General features: G+C 42.2%; 22 protein-coding genes and 2 pseudogenes. 16 read left to right on the forward strand and 8 right to left on the reverse strand.

Going from position 1 to position 20,051, the window contains the following annotated elements; all coding sequences use genetic code 11:
• Positions 1–2: 2 nt before the first annotated feature.
• Positions 3–1,265 carry a phosphoadenosine phosphosulfate reductase domain-containing protein gene (locus FH974_RS25500; RefSeq protein WP_207104419.1) on the reverse strand — a complete coding sequence of 421 codons (1,263 nt, stop codon included), beginning with the start codon at positions 1,263–1,265 and terminating at the stop codon, positions 3–5.
• Positions 1,266–1,715: 450 nt separating this feature from the next.
• Between FH974_RS25500 and FH974_RS25505 the strand changes: the two genes are divergently transcribed.
• Entirely contained in the window at positions 1,716–2,108 is a 393-nt protein-coding gene (locus tag FH974_RS25505; RefSeq protein ID WP_207104420.1) for an H-NS family histone-like protein, read from the forward strand.
• A 199-nt stretch (positions 2,109–2,307) separates the two neighbouring features.
• Here the strand turns inward: FH974_RS25505 and tnpC are convergent.
• Both tnpC and FH974_RS26500 read right to left on the reverse strand, forming a co-directional pair.
• Positions 2,308–3,477: pseudogene (gene tnpC / locus FH974_RS25510) on the reverse strand (IS66 family transposase); the annotation flags it as partial.
• Positions 3,478–3,497: 20 nt separating this feature from the next.
• Positions 3,498–3,764, reverse strand: a complete 267-nt coding sequence (locus FH974_RS26500) for a DUF6444 domain-containing protein (protein WP_422894373.1) — start codon at positions 3,762–3,764, stop codon at positions 3,498–3,500.
• Between the two features lie 187 nt (positions 3,765–3,951).
• On the opposite strand from FH974_RS26500, the gene FH974_RS26305 reads away from it, so the two are divergent.
• Genes FH974_RS26305 through FH974_RS25535 form a run of 4 tightly spaced genes read left to right on the forward strand, consistent with a single transcriptional unit; the run spans position 3,952 to position 5,417 of the window.
• Positions 3,952–4,785, forward strand: coding sequence for a phage antirepressor KilAC domain-containing protein (locus FH974_RS26305; RefSeq protein ID WP_242551995.1), 834 nt, complete (start codon positions 3,952–3,954; stop codon positions 4,783–4,785).
• Positions 4,778–4,969 (forward strand): hypothetical protein, encoded by a 192-nt coding sequence (locus FH974_RS25525; protein WP_207104421.1) that lies wholly within the window; start codon positions 4,778–4,780, stop codon positions 4,967–4,969. Before FH974_RS26305 ends, FH974_RS25525 begins: the two co-directional genes overlap by 8 nt.
• Positions 4,970–4,981: 12 nt before the next feature.
• Positions 4,982–5,242 (forward strand): hypothetical protein, encoded by a 261-nt coding sequence (locus FH974_RS25530; protein ID WP_207104422.1) that lies wholly within the window; start codon positions 4,982–4,984, stop codon positions 5,240–5,242.
• Positions 5,217–5,417: a hypothetical protein gene (locus tag FH974_RS25535; RefSeq protein ID WP_207104423.1), complete on the forward strand. Its 201-nt coding sequence runs from the start codon at positions 5,217–5,219 to the stop codon at positions 5,415–5,417. Before FH974_RS25530 ends, FH974_RS25535 begins: the two co-directional genes overlap by 26 nt.
• Before the next feature lie 3 nt (positions 5,418–5,420).
• On the opposite strand, the gene FH974_RS26505 is transcribed toward FH974_RS25535, so the two are convergent.
• On the reverse strand, positions 5,421–5,687 hold the full coding sequence (locus FH974_RS26505) for an SOS response-associated peptidase family protein (RefSeq protein WP_207104424.1): 267 nt from the start codon (positions 5,685–5,687) through the stop codon (positions 5,421–5,423).
• On the opposite strand from FH974_RS26505, the gene FH974_RS25545 reads away from it, so the two are divergent.
• The 7 genes from FH974_RS25545 (at position 5,631) to FH974_RS25575 (ending at position 9,731) form a co-directional block, all read left to right on the forward strand.
• On the forward strand, positions 5,631–5,882 hold the full coding sequence (locus tag FH974_RS25545) for a hypothetical protein (protein ID WP_207104446.1): 252 nt from the start codon (positions 5,631–5,633) through the stop codon (positions 5,880–5,882). The two genes, FH974_RS26505 and FH974_RS25545, sit on opposite strands and share 57 nt — an antisense overlap.
• Before the next feature lie 271 nt (positions 5,883–6,153).
• Complete coding sequence (locus tag FH974_RS25550; RefSeq protein ID WP_242551996.1) at positions 6,154–6,909, forward strand: CsgG/HfaB family protein; 756 nt, start codon at positions 6,154–6,156, stop codon at positions 6,907–6,909.
• Positions 6,906–7,637 (forward strand): hypothetical protein, encoded by a 732-nt coding sequence (locus FH974_RS25555; protein ID WP_207104426.1) that lies wholly within the window; start codon positions 6,906–6,908, stop codon positions 7,635–7,637. Before FH974_RS25550 ends, FH974_RS25555 begins: the two co-directional genes overlap by 4 nt.
• A 65-nt stretch (positions 7,638–7,702) precedes the next feature.
• Positions 7,703–8,167 carry a hypothetical protein gene (locus tag FH974_RS25560; RefSeq protein ID WP_207104427.1) on the forward strand — a complete coding sequence of 155 codons (465 nt, stop codon included), beginning with the start codon at positions 7,703–7,705 and terminating at the stop codon, positions 8,165–8,167.
• A gap of 252 nt (positions 8,168–8,419) precedes the next feature.
• Entirely contained in the window at positions 8,420–8,686 is a 267-nt protein-coding gene (locus tag FH974_RS25565; RefSeq protein WP_422894373.1) for a DUF6444 domain-containing protein, read from the forward strand.
• 15 nt (positions 8,687–8,701) lie between these two features.
• On the forward strand, positions 8,702–9,157 hold the full coding sequence (locus tag FH974_RS25570; RefSeq protein ID WP_207104428.1) for a hypothetical protein: 456 nt from the start codon (positions 8,702–8,704) through the stop codon (positions 9,155–9,157).
• Between the two features lie 79 nt (positions 9,158–9,236).
• Positions 9,237–9,731, forward strand: a complete 495-nt coding sequence (locus FH974_RS25575; protein WP_207104429.1) for a hypothetical protein — start codon at positions 9,237–9,239, stop codon at positions 9,729–9,731.
• 434 nt (positions 9,732–10,165) lie between these two features.
• Here the strand turns inward: FH974_RS25575 and FH974_RS25580 are convergent, their stop codons facing one another.
• Both FH974_RS25580 and FH974_RS25585 read right to left on the reverse strand, forming a co-directional pair.
• A complete protein-coding gene (locus tag FH974_RS25580; RefSeq protein ID WP_207104430.1) occupies positions 10,166–11,230 on the reverse strand; it encodes a hypothetical protein in 1,065 nt (354 codons plus the stop codon).
• 753 nt (positions 11,231–11,983) lie between these two features.
• Positions 11,984–12,862, reverse strand: coding sequence for a hypothetical protein (locus tag FH974_RS25585; RefSeq protein ID WP_207104431.1), 879 nt, complete (start codon positions 12,860–12,862; stop codon positions 11,984–11,986).
• A gap of 368 nt (positions 12,863–13,230) precedes the next feature.
• Between FH974_RS25585 and traA (FH974_RS25590) the strand changes: the two genes are divergently transcribed.
• Both traA (FH974_RS25590) and traA (FH974_RS25595) read left to right on the forward strand, forming a co-directional pair.
• Positions 13,231–13,620 carry a TraA family conjugative transfer protein gene (gene traA / locus FH974_RS25590; protein ID WP_207104432.1) on the forward strand — a complete coding sequence of 130 codons (390 nt, stop codon included), beginning with the start codon at positions 13,231–13,233 and terminating at the stop codon, positions 13,618–13,620.
• A gap of 73 nt (positions 13,621–13,693) precedes the next feature.
• On the forward strand, positions 13,694–13,981 hold the full coding sequence (gene traA / locus FH974_RS25595; RefSeq protein WP_207104433.1) for a TraA family conjugative transfer protein: 288 nt from the start codon (positions 13,694–13,696) through the stop codon (positions 13,979–13,981).
• Between the two features lie 844 nt (positions 13,982–14,825).
• Here the strand turns inward: traA (FH974_RS25595) and FH974_RS25600 are convergent.
• Positions 14,826–15,811, reverse strand: a pseudogene (locus tag FH974_RS25600) (IS3 family transposase); the annotation flags it as partial.
• A 685-nt stretch (positions 15,812–16,496) separates the two neighbouring features.
• Here FH974_RS25600 and FH974_RS25605 point away from each other — a divergent pair.
• Positions 16,497–18,170, forward strand: coding sequence for an amidohydrolase (locus FH974_RS25605; RefSeq protein WP_088729811.1), 1,674 nt, complete (start codon positions 16,497–16,499; stop codon positions 18,168–18,170).
• Positions 18,171–18,219: 49 nt separating this feature from the next.
• Positions 18,220–18,732, forward strand: a complete 513-nt coding sequence (locus tag FH974_RS25610) for a hypothetical protein (protein ID WP_207104434.1) — start codon at positions 18,220–18,222, stop codon at positions 18,730–18,732.
• Here the strand turns inward: FH974_RS25610 and FH974_RS25615 are convergent.
• Entirely contained in the window at positions 18,722–19,627 is a 906-nt protein-coding gene (locus tag FH974_RS25615) for a LysR family transcriptional regulator (protein ID WP_115339918.1), read from the reverse strand. The two genes, FH974_RS25610 and FH974_RS25615, sit on opposite strands and share 11 nt — an antisense overlap.
• Between the last annotated feature and the right edge of the window lie 424 nt (positions 19,628–20,051).

Here is a 20,051-nt window from a genome sequence, read left to right on the forward strand (position 1 = left end):
GATTAGAAAGCGGGGGGCAGGTCACTCGACCAGCAGTACGATCCATCCTTGAGGGCTTTCATCATGGTTGAGCCAACTGGCAACTTTATTTGAAAGAGGCCAATTTTCAAGCGTTCTTTCAACTCACTTTTCGATATGCCGTAAAGTTCAGATGTGCCAAGCTTATGCTCGAAATAATACAGTAACGATTGCTTCAGCCCTTGGAGCGTCGGTGAATAACAAGCCAATTCCTGCCACCAAACCCCTGTACCATCAACCTTACCAAATAAATTTAGCAGGGGATGGACAAAAAATGACACAGCTGCATAAATTTCTTCAACCTCTTCTCCTTCGGTAATCACATCATCAAACAAATCAAGTGTATGTCGGTCCTTCTTGTGACGAACAGGCTTAAGAGGCATTGAATGTCGCAAATGTGCCGACCGTACATCAACAGCTTTTGGTACGAAATAGTGATGATGTTTCAGTGAAACTTTTTCAATTGAATCTCGAATATGAGTAAATTCAAGTTGAGCCTGGGCATCATCAGTAAGCTTTTCATAGCTCGCGGCTTGATTAAATTCTTCTGGTGAGTGTATAAGCAAGCCAATTTTCTCGCTACGTCTTTTAAAGAAGCAACAAAAACAACTTGACCTTGAATTCCACCGGTAGCTACTGCTAATACCTATCGTCTGCGATAAAATTCCGTATACAGCTTCCCGGCCAATTTTCATATCAACGTACGGTAGGACTTGTTGAATTGAATCTGTTTGACCTAGATCTCCCCACCGGTCTTCGTCATGTCGAATACCAACGTGTTGATAGACAACTGTAGTCGTTAGGTCGAACGATTTATTAAACCAATCTTTAATCGGTTTGATCTTCAAATATGGCGTACAGTAACGATTTCTCTGACTTGGGAGGTAACCGTTATGTTTGTCTATATATTGGAACAAACCTAGTGGTGCTTGCGTGCGGTGTATTTCTATCCCAAGGTAGCTCTCCAGGGTGGCCAAGTTAGCATAGACTTCCTTACCATCTGCTAAAGTATCTGCAAATATGTAAATGAAGGGGATGTCAGGAAATAGAACCCTCAAGACCAAAGCCAGACAAGAGCTATCTGAACCTCCACTGATTGGAACAACGTATTTCACGTCTTTATTAGCATCGGGTTTACGAAGCTGATAATTGTTAAGAACCTCTGCATCGACATATTGCTCGATAACAGAACGTGCTTGCAAAAGATTGTTTCTAACATCTGGTTCAATAGTTTGAATTAGCATCATTTTTCTCCAATATAAGCACAAATAGCCCCGCGGGGTTATTTGCGTTAAAAATGCTGAATGTGCTCAGCTGACGGGTGCTTTGATAAACAAAGCAGATAGCCATTTGACAATGGCTATCTGCTCTGGACTTGAATCAGATATGATGCGAATTGCTGTTTTGGGCCAGCTACCATGATAATAGTATATGCACATTGATGACCAGATTGCAAAGCGGTGATAATGGCTCTGTCCGTCATCAAGAGAGGTCAATTTAAATGCTAGCGGCATTTGAACAAAGGAGACAGCCAGCCCTTTGTATGTAATGAAGGTAGTGAAAAAAAGATACTCGGTATTTCATTAATGATTCATGTCAATTAATCATGAATAGGATTCTTCATTATAGACTTACTAGAATTTTGTTTATACTATTAAGATTGTTGACTCTCACCATAAATAACGTAAAAGGTTACTATGTTAGATATTATTAAATCACTTACCAATTTGCGCTCTCTTAGAGCATTAGCAAGAGAGTACACCCTTGAGCAATTGAAAGAAGCTTTAGAAAAGCTAACTCAAGTCGTACAAGAACGTGAATCTGACGAATCAGAACAACGTCAGAAAGAAGAAGAAAAAAATGCCAAGCTCGCTCACTATCGTGAGCTTCTTCTTAAAGATGGCATTGACCCTGAAGAACTTTTAAAAGCGGCTGGAAACCGTCCTAAAGCCCGCGCCCCTCGACCAGCAAAATATCGCTTCACTGATGAAAACGGCGAAGAAAAAACATGGACAGGCCAAGGTAGAACACCTAGTGCCCTTAAAGCGTTAATTGATAACGGAAATAAGCTCGAAGATTTTGAAATCTAAATAAATAAACCGCCGAGTAGTAAAATTACGCATTCGGGTTGACTGCGCTAGTTAAAACTCTTTAACGTTAGGAATTGTAAAGCAAAAGGCTCAGACATATTTGTCTGAGCCTTTTTGTTAAGGCAATGAAACCCAAAGTGTAATATTTAAGGTGCCTTCATAGTCTTTATACTGTAAGCGTTCACCAGCAAGTTATTGACTAAGCGTTTGCGTAAAAACTGGTTTCGTTGAGGCCGAAGACATTGGGGTACGGTTGCTGTGAGATCACAGCAGTTACAATACGAGTTAGAGTCTCGAGCGAAGATATCTGCCTCTTCTTGCAGGTTTCTATGAGCGAGTGCAACCTATCTCGGAACTTATCGCCTGCATCTGAGGTTGTACCGTAGCTGATTTTTCTTTGAATAACGAACCCGCGTAATCGTCGTTCTGCTTCGTTATTAGTAAGAGGTATTTTGGGGTTGGTTAAGAACAGCCATAAGCTTTCGCTGTGCTCTTTGAGTTTTCGACATCGCCCTTGATAACGCTGAATTGGGATTTGGCTTGCGCCCTTATCCAGCCAATGATTAAAGCGACATCGTATGCGATTCAGTCGGTCGAGGTAGAGTGCTTCATCAATATGGTCAGACTCCCAACGGTGACGAGTACGAAAAACTAATTTGCTTAGAAGTACCAGTCGTTGACCAATATTTGCAGTATGACCTCTACCTGCATAATCGGCAATTTGTTGTAGATTTCGAATAACATGCGACCAGCACAGCTGATGTCGGTCTGATGAAAGCCAGTTGTAACCGCTATATTGATCACTAACCACGATTCCACTGTAGTCTGAGTCGAGAACCGTTTTTGCTGAGTGCGTTGAACGAGAGTAGAGGATTTTCTCATACACTAAGTCATCACTCGAAACTAACCAGCACCAACGTAGGCGCTCTTCGTCATTTCTCGAGTGTGACGTTTCATCAACATGCACTAGAGGCGCAGATTGTATGCTGGTTTTGATAGCTTGATGAAGTGGCGTCAGCATGGAAGCAATACGGCTTTGCGCTTCACTTATGGCACCCACTGAGAAGGTCGTACCAAACTGCTCTTGCAGTAATGAGCGTATTTTTCGAACACTAAGGTGATATTGACCAGCCAGTATAGCGATATGACTCATTAGGTTGGGTCCCATAACCCCTTGAGGAGTGTCGCTTGGCTTTTGTGCTTTTACTGCCTCTCCACACTGCGAGCATTTGCCCGAGTAGAGCCGATATTCGGTAATATCTATGCGTGGCGGTGGGATTTCATGAACTTGATGGCGATAAAACGGCTTGTCACTCATTTCGAGGTCGGTGTCACCACAGCAAGAGCATGTGCTTTCAGGGTAACAATCAACAACTGTATCGGATTCTTTTAGTTCTGAGAGTTGTCGTTTATGCCCTTCGTGACCCTGTTTAGCTCCTCTCGGATTGCGACCACTAGGGCTTTGAGCTTTTTTCGTTCAGCCCGCTCTTTCGGCCCATCGGAAGATGGGGATTTCGAAGAATTAGCGCTGCTGGCTTTTAGCCTATCTTCATAGTGGCGTAATTGCTCCCATAGCTCGGATATTAACGCATTAGCTTCGTTGATGTCCGATGCAATGGGTGGTGTTGATGAGAATTTGGATTTTTTCTTAGTCATGCAGTCAGCATGAACGCTAGGAATGATCACTCAATAGGCAAAGTGGGATCCAGTGCGAATGGTCACGTTTTTTGTGTCAATACGCTGCTGGTGAACGGTTACGTTCGTTAAACAAAGAGTTAGTGAAGGTGCTCGAAGAGCGGATGAACAGATCTAAAGGCGCTAGAAGAAATGAATAGAATCAGAAATGAAAAACCCCAGTGTTGCAGCACCGGGGCAGATACCTACAAACCGCAAAGAATGGAGATATACAGTCATGAATTTAGCACACAGTGGATATAATCACCAAGCACCTGTGGTTGCAGGTGAGGAAATTACCTCAGATGAAGAAGGGCGTTTCAATCTGAATGCTTTACACAAGGCAAGTGGAGAAGGTAGCACAAAGCGCCCTTCAATTTGGCTCGCGACTAAATCCGCTCAAGAACTGATTTTAGAGCTAAGCCAGAATTCTGGCTTAGGTCAAAATGTAATCAAGTCAGTTAAGGGTGGTATTAATCCGGGTACCTTTGCCCACGAATTGATCGCAGTTTCATATGCAGGCTGGATTAGCCCGGCTTTCCAGTTGCAGGTAAACCAAACATTCATTGACTATCGTACCGGGAAGTTGCAGGTTTCTGCTATGCCGTCTTGGTACAGCCGACTTTCACCCGAAACTCGGATGGTGATTGAGGATATGGATAGACAGTTGGCTGAGAAAGAGCGTCAACTTCAACTTGTTCAGCCAAAAGTTGATTTTGCCGAGCAAGTATCAATAGCTCCAGATGCAATTACAGTGGGTGAAGCTGCTAAGCTTTGTGGTACTGGACGTACCCGGTTGTTTGCTTTTCTGCGGCAGTTGAAATGGCTTACTCGTCATAATGAACCATATCAGGCCATCATTGAAAGTGGATACATGGACGTGAAGATTAGTCAGTTTGAGCATCCCACGCAGGGGTTGAAAAATTCCATCACACCCTTAGTAACAGGAAAAGGATTGCTGAAGCTTCAAACTAAGTTGAAGGAGGGACGATTGAATGGCTAATCAATCTTTATTTCGTCAGGAGCTTCCCAATCGCCTGAAACTACTGAAGGAAAAATTTGAAGCTGCAGATCCTACAAGAGAACTTAGCCATCAAGAGCAACGTGAGTTAGGGTTCTTGCTGCTCGAATCTTCTCGAAGCAATGCAGCACTGTACTTTTTCAATCAACTTATTGAAGAGTATTGAAGCAATCACCTTATGGTCGGGGGTGCAAAAATAGAAATTACTCCCTGTGTTTTAGAAGTATTTTTCCAAAACCATATTGAAGCAACCCTCTTTCTGGAGTGCGGTGCATCGAATCAACAGTTATATGACATGTATGGTTTTTATCAACGCTTTCTTGATGGTGAACGAGCTATAACCTCAGTGTTTAAAGATGGGTTGGAACTGGCCTTGACTTATGGCTTAGAGAATATTGAAAAAGGATCAGGCAATGATACTGCACGCAGTTTCCAATAACCCTGATTGGGCTGATCTGGAAGATGCAGCTTTGGCCTTCCGGGGAATCTCAGCGCTGATCATCTCCGTGCTCAACGACCTTGAACCTAACACCAACGAGTACCAGGCTCTAGAAGGTATTGCCATTCTTGCCGACTTGAAGGAACGGGAGTTGAGAAGGTTGGTGCAGGTTTAGTTATTATTGCCTCGCAATTGCGAGGCTTATTTGTTTGTTTATAGGGAGGTTACCAGTTCGAAACCAATCAGAAATGTGCACCTTACTTATCACTACAGGCATGCGATGATGATAAGGAGTGCAAACCTCATTCGCTTTCGTGGTCAGCGTGACAAGTAACGGCTGTTCACTTTCAAACCAAATCCCCGCCATGTAGAGTGGCCGTCCTTCTGGATGGTGGCTTCTCGCACCACCTTCATCACGCCATTCGTACCAACCGGAGCAGGGCACAATGCAGTTGACCAGCTTGAAAAGATGGTCGTGTTACTTGAACCAACGAAAGCCATTTTGCACATTATTAACTATGGAAGAAGAGATGAAAATAAGTTTATTTCAGGTAGGCGATTCATTGATAAAACTCAACTCTATATTAATGTTTTGGTGGATGGTAGAGTGAAAAATAAATTTTACATGTGTCATTTTTGAGAAATAATAAATCCCAAAATGCATCGTAAAATGCGTCCAAATATAAGAGCAAACCGAATGGGTTATGGCGTAAAGCACGGGTTGTAATATTTTGTTTTTTGGCATGGTTTTTGGTTATGAAAAATAATTACAAAAAAAATTTAACTTTAAATTTTATGCTTATAATAAAGATTATAAATTTATTGTATTGACGAATTGTAGGGAGGGTTGAATGCGGGTATTGTTAGGTCTGGTTATAACTTGCTCTATATTGATGGGGTGCTCAAATAACATGAGTTATGAAGGTGAAGCTATAGTTCCTTACTTTGGAAGCCCAGTTCTTACGAATGAAACACCCTACTCTCAATGTTTATCTAATTTATCTGAGGTGGAAGCAGATAGATTGCCTGTTTTTACAGTAGGCCAAGTGGCTGATAAAACAGGTCAATTGTCTTATTCAACCTTTAACGATAGTACAGCACTAACTCAAGGGGTATCTGAGATGATTATTAGTGCACTGTACAAAACGAAAAAGGTTATATTAACGGAACGGCTTGATATTCGGGTTCCAATTGCAGAGCAACAATTGTTTGAAAGTGGTGCTCTAGCTTTAAAACCAAGAAAATTTACTGCAATACCTGCAAACTTCGTTGTACTGGGTGCGTTAACAGAACTGAATTATAATATTATGTCAGATGGCGCTAGATTATTTGTTGGATTAATAGGAGGTGGAGTTAGAAGAGCAGTGATAAATGTTGGTATTGATTTACGTTTAGTTGATGTCAGAACTCTTAGAACCATATATGTTAGCAGCTTACAAAAACAGGTCATAGGTTTTGAAGTGGAAGCAGGCGTATATCGATTTTTTGGAAGTCAACTTGTAGAGTTTGATGCAGGTAAAGTGAAGAATGAACCTCTTCAACTTGGTGTTCGGTCAGTAATCGAAATGGCTATATATAACATGCTAGTTGAAGGGCTAAAATTTCCATCACCTGAATCAAATGAAAAATGTAAAGTAATTAATCAATCTACTAAGGAATTAGCATGAAAAACTTAAATATTAAAAAATTGGCGGTATTGATTACTTTCTCTGGTGTTACTAGCTTCAGTGCTCATGCATTTGATAGCGTATACTGGGAGTGGAATGCAAATGTTGATACATCAGTTACACAAACTGTTACAGCTAATACGGACCTTATTCCTACTGGTTTAACAATGGTCGAAAATGAACAATTGATGTTAGGAACAGTGACATCAATCAGTTCAGTGACTGGTGTTGAAAATATCTCACTTGATCCACTTCTTTCTTACTCTCTCGACGACCTGGCAAAAATTGAAAGCACAGCGACAGCGGTTGGAAATAATGCCAGTATCGAGTCTGATGTTAAAACAGATGTGGACTCTTCTCAAACCTTTGGTGGAGTTGATGCAACCCTCGCTACTGGTTTAACTGGTACTCTGGCAGATATCACATTACCTGGAATCGTAAGTGCGACATCGACAGTAATTGGTACAATCAATGCGTCAGTTGATAGCTCTGCAACAGCTGTAGCAAACAACTTGGCAATTGATCTTACAACAACTTCTGGCCAAGATGCATTCCTTGTGGCAAACAACACCCAAACATCAGTTGCCAATGTGAATTCATTGTCCACAGTTGATGTTGCGGTAGTTACTGGTTACTCTGACCTGGGAACATTGGCTGACCCGTTTGTTAGCTCTGTTGCAACATCTGTAGGTAATAACCTGGATGTTAAGGTTGACGGTATCAATTAATAAGTAACAATATACAAATGAGGGAGGGAGGTTTCTCCCTTCCCATTTGATTAAGGAGAACTGTCATGGTGAAGTTGATTCTTATGTTTTTTTCAATAGTTTACTCCCTAATGTTACAAGCTGGTCAATTTGACCCAGTTCGAGGGCCACACCCGTATAGTTTTCCTGCAAGGAATGCTCAATCGTCCCTAGTATTGTACGAAAACAAAAAAAAGCAAGAAAGTGCAAAGTCACAGTTGTCATCTATCTTAGGTGGATCAGGAACAGGTATTTTTATAAATAACACAACCATATCTGCTGGAAATTGGCAACAAATTGAAATGACATTGAGTGAAGGTTCTGAAGGTATGATTATGTCTGAATCCCATCAGGATAGTAATGGTAATGCTCAGTCTAACTCTCAGATTAACAATGATTCTGAATCAACTAAAAACTCTCAATCTGCTGTCGGAGATAAAGATTCGAGTCATAGTCATAATAAAACAAAGGATAAAGAAAAGAATAAAGGAAATGGTGGTAAGCATTATTAAATTTATCCATGATTGTAATAATGAATATTTTGAAATTTTCTATTCATGACAAATATATCCTTTGTGAACTTTTTATGTGTTTCAATTCCCCGACAATATGGCGGGTATTTTTATGAAAGGTGTTGACTGTTCATCTTAAATGAAGCAAAAGTAACCGTTCACCAGCAGCGTATTGACACAAAAAACGTGACCATTCGCACTGGATCCCACTTTGCCTATTGAGTGATCATTCCTAGCGTTCATGCTGACTGCATGACTAAGAAAAAATCCAAATTCTCATCAACACCACCCATTGCATCGGACATCAACGAAGCTAATGCGTTAATATCCGAGCTATGGGAGCAATTACGCCACTATGAAGATAGGCTAAAAGCCAGCAGCGCTAATTCTTCGAAATCCCCATCTTCCGATGGGCCGAAAGAGCGGGCTGAACGAAAAAAGCTCAAAGCCCTAGTGGTCGCAATCCGAGAGGAGCTAAACAGGGTCACGAAGGGCATAAACGACAACTCTCAGAACTAAAAGAATCCGATACAGTTGTTGATTGTTACCCTGAAAGCACTTGAATATCTGTCTATTGGTGGATCATACTTGTTTTTCAATTTTGCTTCTGGCCTTACGGTGTTTATGATTTTAGGTGCAATAATTGGATGTGGCTATGTACCACTTAAGCGCCTCATTACAAGCAAAGCAAACTGGGTCAATTATTATATCGACTTACAAAGTATGCCTTATGTTTTGTTTGGTTTACTTCCAGTATTATTTGTTGCAATCGTACCAGTTATCAATGATGCAAATGAACTTGCAGATCAGAATTTTAATAGTGGACCTAATGCCCGGGTGTGTAAGCTATCAAATCAGCAATGTTTAGAAGGTGTCATTGTAAAGTATAGGGCGGGGAAGCTCATAATTTTATCCAAAGAAAAATCAACATATAATAAAGTCGTTGTAATACCGGAGAAAAACATCTCTAGTGTTGAGCAATTAAGCTAACAAACGACTATGGCGTCAATAGCTAATTTCTGGCTATGTTTTCGTTCCACATGAGGCCATCTCGAACGATTATGAGTACTTGCAAGACCTTTCCTTATCATCGATACCAGATGATGGTCAATATTCTCACTCCCCCGATATTGACGACTACGATGACAGCGTTGCCGGTGATTGGCTTTGCCTTAACTCAGCCAGTTACCGAACTTACCAATGTCAGCCAAGCCCACTAGCCAAACTTTCAACGAGTCAGGTGGTTAATTTTCAACTTAAGCTAGGGGGGGCGGGATTCGAAGCTGTCAGCACTAACTTTGATAATTGGGCAAATCTCGCTTTTGAGGACGCAGCAGGCAAAATTGCCAAGAAGCTTATGAAATTTGAGTCGGTGAAATATTGCCGTGTTCACTACACCCTGGAGCTGCGTTGCAATTTTATCTTTGCGGAGCGGCTGGCTAGATACATAACGAGAATTTACCGCTACGAAAGTGCCATTCTCACTGCACCGTTATGGATAGACCCATTTGTCTTCCGGCAAGGCGCTCAAACCATCCCGCCACAAAGTTACTGTCAGAAATAACTGAAAACTGGGCTGCTCAAAACGTTTGAACCCTGCTAATGCATAGAAAATGTCTGCACCGGCTGCAGAGGGTAAAAACCAGATAATCGGTAGGTGAGCGTTGATTCTTTCATCTGCAGTGCCTGGCCAGCGCTAAGTCAATCTCCATGGTGTCTTACCTTCTAACCGGTCCTGCAGAGCTCGGTTCAATTTAGTCGCGAACCAAATTTGGTCTTCTAAGGATGCAACTATGCGCAAGGCCCGATCCGAATTGAATGAATTCACACATATCGCGATTGACTGTTCATCTCCTTTGAAATGAAAGTCTTTTGTGAGTTTTGGTGTGTTGGGTAAATGATGCATTGTGACAAAAGCGCGTAAAAAGGCGGGTTCAATAAATCCGATTAAGTTCACGTCATAGCCTTCGACCGTCACCGACTTTTCACGCACAACCTTCATTGACAAGCTCTCGGAATTTCAAGCAATTCAGAGGTATGGGACTGGTAATTAACAGCACCCACATAAAAGTAACCCGGGTCACCATGAGGCTCGACAGGGTACACTTCAGAAAATGCATCCCTTAGATACTGAACGGACATATTAACGCCGCCATTAAAGACAAGGAAATGACTGCATATCGAATAAATTGGGTCATCGTCATCGCCGTACAATCCATCTGTAACCTGATCCCTGATGACAACCGCAGAATCCTGAGTAAGAAGTACACTGGCAATGAACGGGATAAGGCTGCGTTTAGCACGTGCCGGGTAATGAACATTCTCATTGATGATCATCAAGCCAGTTTCCATACTGTCATGGAGGTGTACACTGCCTGCCAATGATGCCAATGCAATAAAGATGTGGGTTAATGATGCAGGCAAATCGTCGACGATGAATAGCAGCCCTGTGGTGTCAAAATTGAACTGGCCCTGTCCGAGTAGGGACTCAATGCCGATGTCAGCCTTCGCAGTTGGCACATTGATGTCGAGTGCCGACAATACATCAGAGAAAGAGGAAGGGTTGCTCTCAAGGATGGAGACCAATGATTCACGAGAATAAAGGACACTTGAAGGATCATATTCATCAAGAAGCCAGCATACTGTTTGTCGCAATGTGATGATGGCCAACTCTTTGAGACTATGATCCGAACTGTTAAAAGCCAGCTGAATAACAGGCCAAAAACTTAATTGGTTCTTTCGAATTGATTCGAGGGTAACAGTGGTCATTTCAGGCAGATTGCTAACATGTGTGCTTGAGTTGGCATCTGTAATGATCACCTGGTTGCCGGACGAATTACGCACAAAGTTGGCCACGAGAACTGCCATATCATTGCGGCTGGTACCAGCACAGCAAAATCGTTTGTTGTAATCAGTGAAAAAGAGTTCGCTAAGCGTAGGCTCATCGTCATGCATCCCTCTAACCGCTTTGGCTTCCATTCTGCTTACCGGCAACGGAGCGTTATCAGATGCAACAACCGGCTGTCGGTTTGTGCTTAACGCTTTGATAATCAGTTTCAACATCCTCATTGTTCAGCCCTGCATTGTTCGATGTTAGATTTCATGCGGGTAGTATTGCAAAGTGAATTGACACTGAATTGAATAGGGTTGACGAAATTGGGTAAAAATAGCCACATACGATATTTAAATGAGAAGGCTGGTGGTTAATGATGGGGGCCGAGTATGAGCCTGCGAACTGGTTACTTAGGCTGGTTAATCGATGGTCTGTCATGCTATGAGTTAGTCATTTTATGGAATATTTCGCAAGCGAAACCATTACTGACATTGCCCCAAATCATACCTAATTTGGTTAAGTTCAGTACGTTGGTACAACCCAATTTAAGGTATGTTTTACACACCATAATTAAACTAACAGGCAACCACTGATGCATGAAGATGAGAAGGTAGACCTTGAATTAGACGGCATGCTGAGAGAATACAGAGACCGGAGAAAAAATTGGTTCAAGGGTCCGTACAAAGTAATAGTCTTTATCAGTATTACGATATTGATCATAACCCAAAATGTACTGTTACCCGCTGAAATGCAACTTACACTTTGGCTCGAAGTTCTTGTCACATTGAGCTGTTTTATTATTCCACTCCCGTTTGTCTACCTTACCACCCCAAAACCCCAAAGAAAGGATGCACAACATCGGGTTGAATCGGGTCAGGCAAAACACCTTCCGAAAGCATTCTTCATCGACTAAGCACCAAAACTAAGAAAAAAAAGCACAACACTACCTGGCAGTGTTGTGCTTTTTTCCTTGTACATAAACCTTAACTCTTCTCCACTACGAAAAACATAGGCTTGCCTTTGTGAGAAAGGTAACTCATTGGAATGCTGTTGTTATTCGCATTTTTCCCAGAACGTTTTAAGTTTCCTGTTGTGTAGATGAAATTCCAATCAGGTAAGTTTTCTGACACTTTATTTATAATTACATCATTTGGAGGGGTGGACTTGTCACCACTGGATATGTACAAATAACTTTGTTGACTGTTACCAGTAACAAGCCATACCGGATCCAATGGATTCAATTCACTTAGATTGGCAATGATGGGACTGGTTCGGAAGGATTGAACCCGATTAACTTCGAAATAAACACCACAAAAATCACCTTTTTGAAGTGCCGGTAATGCATTCAGTGGTTTGCAATTCATCTCCGGATCATCAGACCAAAAGAGGTAATACACTGCGTTAGGTGCACCGTTTACTGTGTGCTCAGAGTACTCAAAACCGAGTTCGTTAAGCGAACGAGATATCGACTTCTTGTAAATCTCTAGCAGCTTTTGGCGTGCTTGTTCCTCGTTGGCAGCCATGTGTTTGGGCATCCACGAAAGTACAGAGTTTCGGGCAGCTGGCTTGTCGGGTTCAAACATTGAGAGTACAAGCCCAGCAAGTAGTGCGTTAGACAAGTCCATCGAGAAGAACGGCCCTGAAGCCATTTCCAATCCCCAGTAGGCTGTATTGTATCCATACTCGAATCGGTTAATTCGATTGAAATCTTCAGCTGATAATTCTCTATCCTGAATATCATAGATAGCACCTTCTCTAGCTACGTTCCAAGCCACACTGTGTGATTCATCAAACTCACGTGGTTGGACTGCGCAGCCCGTCAGCGTGGCACAAGCCACAACAGCAAAAATAAAGTTTTTCATCATTAATTCCTAAGATAAATAAAAAAACTGAACTGGAATGCTATTTGTAGGCTAGCTACCTTGCATATCCACTTATTTACAACTTACGTAATAAAGTGGTCAGGCAATACTGTTAAATACTAATAGAATTATCAAACAAGCAAACGCCAATTGTTCCAATTTTGGTTCAAAAACAATACCCGATATTACTTAAGTTGCCAATTTTGGTTAATCAAAAAAAAAGCTTAAAGAACCAAAATAGGCAAATGCACAAAATTATTTTTGGTTCAACTGTTTTTAAATGAATGCATGGTTAGACAACGCATTAAAACATCTGGCCTAACTCAACCTCTTTCATTGTAATAACGCCAATTTGGAGACAGTAGAACATGCAAAATCTTGTCAACGACATTAAAAACGCAGCCAAAAACAAAGATACGCTGAGAAACCTATCTTTCATGTTCGTACTTGCGCTACTAATGTTAGCGAGCCGCGATGCTATGGCTGGTAACGCCGGTACTGAGTTTGATGATGTGTGGACCACACTAAAAGACTGGACCCAAGGTTCACTTGGCCGTATCGTCGCTGGTTCGATGATTCTGGTTGGTCTGGTAGGCGGGATCGCTCGTCAGAACATCATGGCTTTCGCAACTGGTATCGGTGGCGGTATGGGTCTATACAACTCACCAAAAATTGTCGAAACAGTAATGGGTGCGACCCTGGAAACTGCTGAAAAAGTTCTGCCTGTAGTGACTCAAATTACTAACGGCTTGAACTAAGTATCGCTTCAACCCTTTAAACCTCATTATGTGAATATGCCCATTTGAATTTTCATTTGGGCATTTATCAATTATGAAAAAACCTTTTTTTTCTATCCTAATTCTAATATTTGTTTTTTCAGCGAATGCAGCGACGTCCACACGGGCTTTGGATTTTGACCCCATTTGGTCGTATATCATGCCTTTAATGCAAGGTAGCTTAGGAAAAACCATCAGTATATCATTTGGTATCATTGGATTAATGGCCGCTGTTTGTCGGCTAAATATACTGGCCATAGCCCTCATTTTCGCAGTAGCCATGGGTCTCTATGTTTCTCCAATTATCATTGAAAATGTTTTTTCCGCCACACTTCCTCGTTAACGCAAAAATCTAATGAAAAAATTCCATTCTATGACAATGAGCCTTTTTCTTGCGTTGCCTTGGGCTGAGTTGGTGGCCTCATAGCTGAGAATGCGACATTTGAAAAATCAAAATTCTGGAAGGCAAAGCCCTGATCCCAATATAGGACAGGCTGCCCACCGAAGTGATGGCACCGAGGTGAACACATCGGTGCTAAATGAGTTCGGTCCAACAACCGTCGTTGCTACTTTTACAATCACCACGGCCCCGGAGGTGCTGGTGGTCAACGTCCAACCCAGAAAACGGGCTATTGAGGTGGCCACCGACAGCGACCAGATCCGGCAGGGGTAGATCTGGTGACCGCTAGATGTTATGCAGCGCGCAAGGTTCACCCGTCAGGGGCTATCCTTCATTGCAAGCATGTGTAACTAAGGCTAAGGGGTAGGGCAGTTGGTCTTGACGTTGCCGCCGAACGTGTTATCGGACACATCACAGTTGCCGGTTTTCTTGAATATTCAACATTACATCTTCGACTGATCATAAACATCCTGGCTCACAAGGACGCTGTTGTAGCGTGTAGAATAACCACCGTAATCAATCAGGACATCCAAGAGGTTGAGATCGCCAGTCTGAGCCACTGTCACGTAGTTGTGAACCGCATAGCTTCCCAGAATGCTGATGGTTGATTCGTTATAATCTCCGTACTAGCTGACATTGAATATGGTTTCAGATAGAACTCTTCACATTCATAACGCAATGCCGCGTCGACAGTGCGGCCCACCGAGTGACAGGTAGCTGTAGGAGCATTTGTGGACTCTCTTTCCCTTTTCATGGCGAGGCGCGTTATCGGTCGCTTGACCCTCGATTCTCTTACTTCGGTCAGTGATTTGAATACATACATGTTCAGGATTTCATCGCGGTAGGTTCGATTGAAGCGCTCAACATATGAGTTCTGTGTCGGTTTTCCGGGCTGTATAAATTCAAGCTGGATATGGTGTGCTTCAGCCCATTCAGCGAGTACGGTAGAAATAAACTCAGGACCATTGTCCATACGAAGTTTTTTGGGGTAACCCCGCCAGGCGACCACTCGTTCCAATACACGAATAACTCGTTTTGCCGGTAAGCTGAGGTCAATTTCAATCGCTAATGCTTCACGATTAAAGTCATCAAGGAGATTGAATGTCCTGAAGCGTCGGCCGCAGAGCAGGCTATCGCTCATAAAATCCATAGACCAACAGTCATTGGCTGTTGTAGGAACCGCTAACGGTTCTGGACAGCGTGTTGGCAAACGTTTCTTGCCTCGCCGCCGTTTGTTCAAACTCAGCTCGCAATATAGCCGATAAACACGCTTGTGATTCCAGTTGTGTCCCCAACGACGCAGGATTTTGAACAGCTTGTTGAAGCCATAAGCGGGGTATTGTTCAACGGCTTCCTGCAGCGTCAGGATAACGTGATCATCCCTACGGGTATCCGGTTGATACCGATAGACTGAGTCACTGATGCCAACGGCGCGACAGGCTACGCGAAGGCTTGCCCCATGCTCCTTTCGGGCATAATTGACAAGCTCTCGCCTGATCGCTGGCTTCACAGCTTTTTTTCAATGATGTCTTTCAGAATACGATGTTCAAGGCTGAGATCAGCGAACATGGATTTCAGCCGACGATTTTCTTCTTCAAGCTCTTTCATACGTTTGATATCAGAAGATTCCATACCACCGTACTTGGCTTTCCAGTTGTAATAGGTGGCATCCGCGATGCCATACTCGCGACAGACTTCCTTGACAAGTCTGCCAGCTTCTACTTCTTTCAAAATCTTAACGATTTGAGTTTCCGTGTAACGTGATTTTTTCATTGTTAGCTCTCCGTATTGCCCTAGTATAGGCAGGAGAACTCTAATTGCGTATGCCCCTATTTTAGGGGAGGTTTACAAACGCACCAAAGCATTACTGGACGATGTTTCTCAGGGGATTTCAGATGCAGATGCTCAAAGGTTTAGAGAAAAATACCCCTACATTGGGCGAGATATTGCCCAAGATGAGGTTTTCTTATCTTTAGAAGCGAGAGACAAAGCGTGTGCTTGGCTTTTTGAGCAAGGTTACTATCAAGTGAGAACAAGCATTCTTTACGACGGCAGTACTGCAGTATTAAGCAAGTTGTTATTTGATGGCAAGATTCTTTACCAAGGCAGCGCTCGGTGAGATGAAGAAACTATTGGGAGTTTTTCAATCTGATATAGACAAAAGCATTGTCCCTTCGTCATAGTAAAAGTTCATCACCAAGCGGTCATGTAACACGTCTTTGGACAAAAGAGCGTTAGGTAAAAAGATTTACCACATAAGGCTCTGATTAGAAAAATTATCCTTTAATTGTTCATCCATCACCAAGTTAGTTGAGTTGAGACTAAGTATCTAACCTATCCCTGTATTCTTATACTCACTATTTTTCTTTTGTTCTTACTATTCTTTAATCTCTATCCGACGAAATCAAAGCACTCCCTGCATTGAGGATAAATGTGGGGTACGCAAGGAGTATAAATGATGAACCGAACCTCCCCTTTAACACTAATAGCGAGTTTAATCATGAGTTCGAATGCATCGGCTGTTGAAAAAGCCGATATGATCTTAACAAACGCAAAAATCCACGGTCATGAAAATGCCGATGCAATTGCAGTTCATGATGGAAATATTTTGTTCGTTGGCAAAATGTCGGATACCAAGAAATATCGTAGTGAAAACACTGAAGTCATCGATCTCGAACATGGATATGTAATGCCAGGTTTTATTGATAACCACAACCATGTTTTTGAAGCAGCCTCTGAAGCTGGAGGTAACTGTGAACTCAGTATGGATGCATCACTTGAAGCCCAAATACCTTATCTAAAAGCTTGCAGTCGAAATAGTAAGTCCAAAGGGTGGCTGATGGGGTATGGTTTTTCGTTAGATGCCATTCTAAATGAAGATAATATTCAAACACCTCTTGAGGTTATAGATGGAATTTTTCCTGATCGGCCTGTCGTATTCATGGAGCAGACCTCACACTCTATGTGGGTAAATTCTGCTGCACTGGAACTTGCTGGTATTACTAAAGATTCACCTGAGCCTCAAGGAGGAAAGATTCTCAAAGATCCAGTTAGTGGTGAACTTAACGGTATCTTATTTGATAATGCTGGAGATATCGTTATGGAAATGGCATGGAACAGCTTAGAAGGTCAATTTGATCAAAGTTATGATGGATTGATGGTTGGCCTAGAAGAGTCAGCATCATACGGCATTACGACTATTGGTGATGGTCGACTCTATTGGAAACGCGGATGGTATGAAGTGTGGAAACAGGCAGAAAAAGACGGTAATCTGACCGCACGAGTGTCGTTGCGCCCTTGGATTTATCCTGCTGATTCTATGGAACCGCAACTAGCTTTTCTAAAGAAAATCCAATCAAGTGATACATCGAGTTTGCTATTAGTTGATCAAGTAAAAATGTATAGCGATGGTATTACAATAAACGGTACAGCAAAAACGCTGGCACCATATTTAGATACTTACATTCCAGACGAACCTTACGGAATTAATTATATTCCACCCAGCCAAATGAAAACTTGGTTAGATGCTCTGGATAAGGTTGGTTACAGCGCGCATATTCATGCTATTGGTGATGGAGCGGTTCGCGAATCACTTAATGCAGTTGAACATGCACGTAATAATGGCTCAACTAAGCCGTACACACTCACCCACGTTGAACTTGTCGATCCAGAAGATGTAGGTCGGTTCACTAAATTGAATGTTACAGCTGACTTTCAAGTAGGCTCTGAATACGTTGTTGAGCATGACCATTCATGGGCTAAACTCTTCCTAGGAGCAAAGAGAGCACACTCTTTGATGAACCTGAAAGCTATCTTTGATACAGGGGCTAATCTTACACTCAGTAGTGACTGGAATGTCCATGAGTTAAATCCGCTCGTAGGCATAGCTAACAGTATAAGAATGGGGAATACAGGGCTACCCAATGTTGAGGCTGCTATTGATGCATACACCATCAACGCTGCGGTTAGCTTAGGGATACAAGATATTACAGGCTCTGTTGAGGTAGGGAAATCAGCAGATTTTGCTATCTTAGATAGAGATATTACCCGCTTGTCTCCCGACGACATAGCAGATACTGAAATCTTAATGACTGTCTTGCAAGGTGATATCGTATTCGACGCCGAAGAATAGATAACTAGGTACAGGGTTCGCCCTGTACTATTTTTAAGGGGGGTTAACAGTGCAGAAAAAGCGCTTTTATATTGAAGTCGCCGTAAGACAGTTTGCACTTCTGCTATTTATCGTACCATTTTTGTTTCGTTGTACATTTGATAGCATGCGGCAGATGGAGCAGGGAAACCAAAGCGCGATATTGACGGCCATCGGGCTTTTAATGGCCGCTGGTATCATTGGTGTATTTGAAGCGACCTATCAGAAAACTCTACTCTCTAACGTACTGCAGCGTTCACTTGCTCATTTAACCAAGTTGTTATTATTTATTGGTATTTCTGAGATAATCATTTTAGCCATTGCCGCAATTGGAATTACCTCAACAGTATGGGACGACCCATTGCTATGGGCTGTTCTCCCGATTTATGTGTCTCTATATATCTATGATTGGTGGGATACTTCAATTGCCGCTTCGAGGCTTGAACGAGAGTGTAGCTCTCTGGACGAAACAGAAGTCTCATCTGGCTCTGAGCCTCAAGTTCAAGAGTATACGAAACCAGATGATTGTCATTCTAAGCAGTAGGCTTGCTTTGCAATTGGTGACTGGTTTTGAATGCCTCTACAATTTGATTACCGTATCGAGATAACGTTAAACCGTTACGCCAACACAATTCAATTCTTCGGTCGATACCTGTGGGTTCAAAATCGCTGATGAGGGCTATTAATTGACCGTTTTTAATATAGGATTCAACACTTTCAGCGGGTAAAAAGGCAAAGCCTGTGTTGCGTTGTAATACCGCGATAAGTAACTGAATGTCCGAAAAAAGACTATAACTAGGACTAAAACTATCATCGTTTTGATTGTTGAATTTCTCACCACTATCTGTTTCGCCCCAAATTAGCTCGCGATATTGACTTAAGTCACTACTTGCTACTGTTGGCAATTTACCAAGAGGATGCTCTGAGCTGCAGGCTAATACCTCTTTGTAATGGCCTAAACGGCAATATTCAAAATTCTGATGGTGGAGCGTATCGGACTCATGGACAATAATAATATCGGCATCGCCTTCCGTAAGATCCTGCATCAGTTGGTGCCTTTCTTCTCGATAAACTTCGATGCACAAGTGGGACAATTCTAGTGTTAAAGTGAGAGGGGCTGCGAAGGCTAAATCTGGAATGTAGTTTTCAATTCCGATTCTCACAACTGTAGATTCGCCTTGCGAAATGACATCAGCACTTTGCATCAACTTTGTAAATTGGCTCATGCTGTGGGATAGATAAGGCAGTAATCGCTCACCATCTTTACTAAGTGACATTTTATTACCTGTCCTATCAAAAAAAGACACTCCGAGATCAATTTCCAAGTCAGAGATCCATTGGCTGACTTGAGGCTGTTTTTTTCCGAGTTTACGGGCGGCAGCCGATATTGAGCCTGTTTCAACCGCTAGCAAGAGCGCTTTTAAGTGCAGTAAGTTCATATACTTAAACTCTCTCCATGACGTAATGATGATCAAACTTGAATCTTTAAGAGGCACTATACTTGCTTAGTTTAAAATGATCACATAGATAACTGCATCACAACCAATTATCACAGCATTAGATTAGCTCAGGTATGGGAAATGAATACAAGTAAATATCAGTACTAACACGGAAAGGGGCAGAAACGTGCTAGAGCGGTTCGGCCTAGCACGAGTATGGACAATTATTTGCCAGTGCTTTTTCTAAATTAGCAAACCATCAATAACTACAGGTATGGCAGATTTACTTGTGAAGAGCTAGTGCGATGAGTAAGATCGCTCTAGCTAAAGTATTGGTTTAGGTGCGTATTAAAGTGCCGTTATGGTAAATCGACCACCTACGCACAACCAATTAATTTCTTTAAGCCTTTGAATTCATGTTGAC

Origin of the sequence: Photobacterium ganghwense (assembly GCF_017329545.1) — a bacterium.
Lineage (GTDB): Bacteria > Pseudomonadota > Gammaproteobacteria > Enterobacterales > Vibrionaceae > Photobacterium > Photobacterium ganghwense.

Excerpts from the sequence above, each read along its gene's own strand:
- FH974_RS25565 (WP_422894373.1), top strand. The coding sequence starts at position 8,420 with ATGACTAAGAAAAAATCCAAATTCTCATCAACACCACCCATTGCATCG.
- FH974_RS25585 (WP_207104431.1), bottom strand. The coding sequence starts at position 12,862 with ATGAAAAACTTTATTTTTGCTGTTGTGGCTTGTGCCACGCTGACGGGC.
- FH974_RS25580 (WP_207104430.1), bottom strand. The coding sequence starts at position 11,230 with ATGTTGAAACTGATTATCAAAGCGTTAAGCACAAACCGACAGCCGGTT.
- FH974_RS25555 (WP_207104426.1), top strand. The coding sequence starts at position 6,906 with ATGAAAAACTTAAATATTAAAAAATTGGCGGTATTGATTACTTTCTCT.
- FH974_RS26305 (WP_242551995.1), top strand. The coding sequence starts at position 3,952 with ATGAAAAACCCCAGTGTTGCAGCACCGGGGCAGATACCTACAAACCGC.
- FH974_RS25530 (WP_207104422.1), top strand. The coding sequence starts at position 4,982 with ATGGTCGGGGGTGCAAAAATAGAAATTACTCCCTGTGTTTTAGAAGTA.
- FH974_RS25615 (WP_115339918.1), bottom strand. The coding sequence starts at position 19,627 with ATGAACTTACTGCACTTAAAAGCGCTCTTGCTAGCGGTTGAAACAGGC.
- FH974_RS26500 (WP_422894373.1), bottom strand. The coding sequence starts at position 3,764 with ATGACTAAGAAAAAATCCAAATTCTCATCAACACCACCCATTGCATCG.
- FH974_RS25505 (WP_207104420.1), top strand. The coding sequence starts at position 1,716 with ATGTTAGATATTATTAAATCACTTACCAATTTGCGCTCTCTTAGAGCA.
- traA (WP_207104433.1), top strand. The coding sequence starts at position 13,694 with ATGAAAAAACCTTTTTTTTCTATCCTAATTCTAATATTTGTTTTTTCA.
- FH974_RS25525 (WP_207104421.1), top strand. The coding sequence starts at position 4,778 with ATGGCTAATCAATCTTTATTTCGTCAGGAGCTTCCCAATCGCCTGAAA.
- traA (WP_207104432.1), top strand. The coding sequence starts at position 13,231 with ATGCAAAATCTTGTCAACGACATTAAAAACGCAGCCAAAAACAAAGAT.
- FH974_RS25560 (WP_207104427.1), top strand. The coding sequence starts at position 7,703 with ATGGTGAAGTTGATTCTTATGTTTTTTTCAATAGTTTACTCCCTAATG.
- FH974_RS25500 (WP_207104419.1), bottom strand. The coding sequence starts at position 1,265 with ATGATGCTAATTCAAACTATTGAACCAGATGTTAGAAACAATCTTTTG.
- FH974_RS25550 (WP_242551996.1), top strand. The coding sequence starts at position 6,154 with ATGAGTTATGAAGGTGAAGCTATAGTTCCTTACTTTGGAAGCCCAGTT.
- FH974_RS25545 (WP_207104446.1), top strand. The coding sequence starts at position 5,631 with ATGGTGGCTTCTCGCACCACCTTCATCACGCCATTCGTACCAACCGGA.
- FH974_RS25535 (WP_207104423.1), top strand. The coding sequence starts at position 5,217 with ATGATACTGCACGCAGTTTCCAATAACCCTGATTGGGCTGATCTGGAA.
- FH974_RS25605 (WP_088729811.1), top strand. The coding sequence starts at position 16,497 with ATGAACCGAACCTCCCCTTTAACACTAATAGCGAGTTTAATCATGAGT.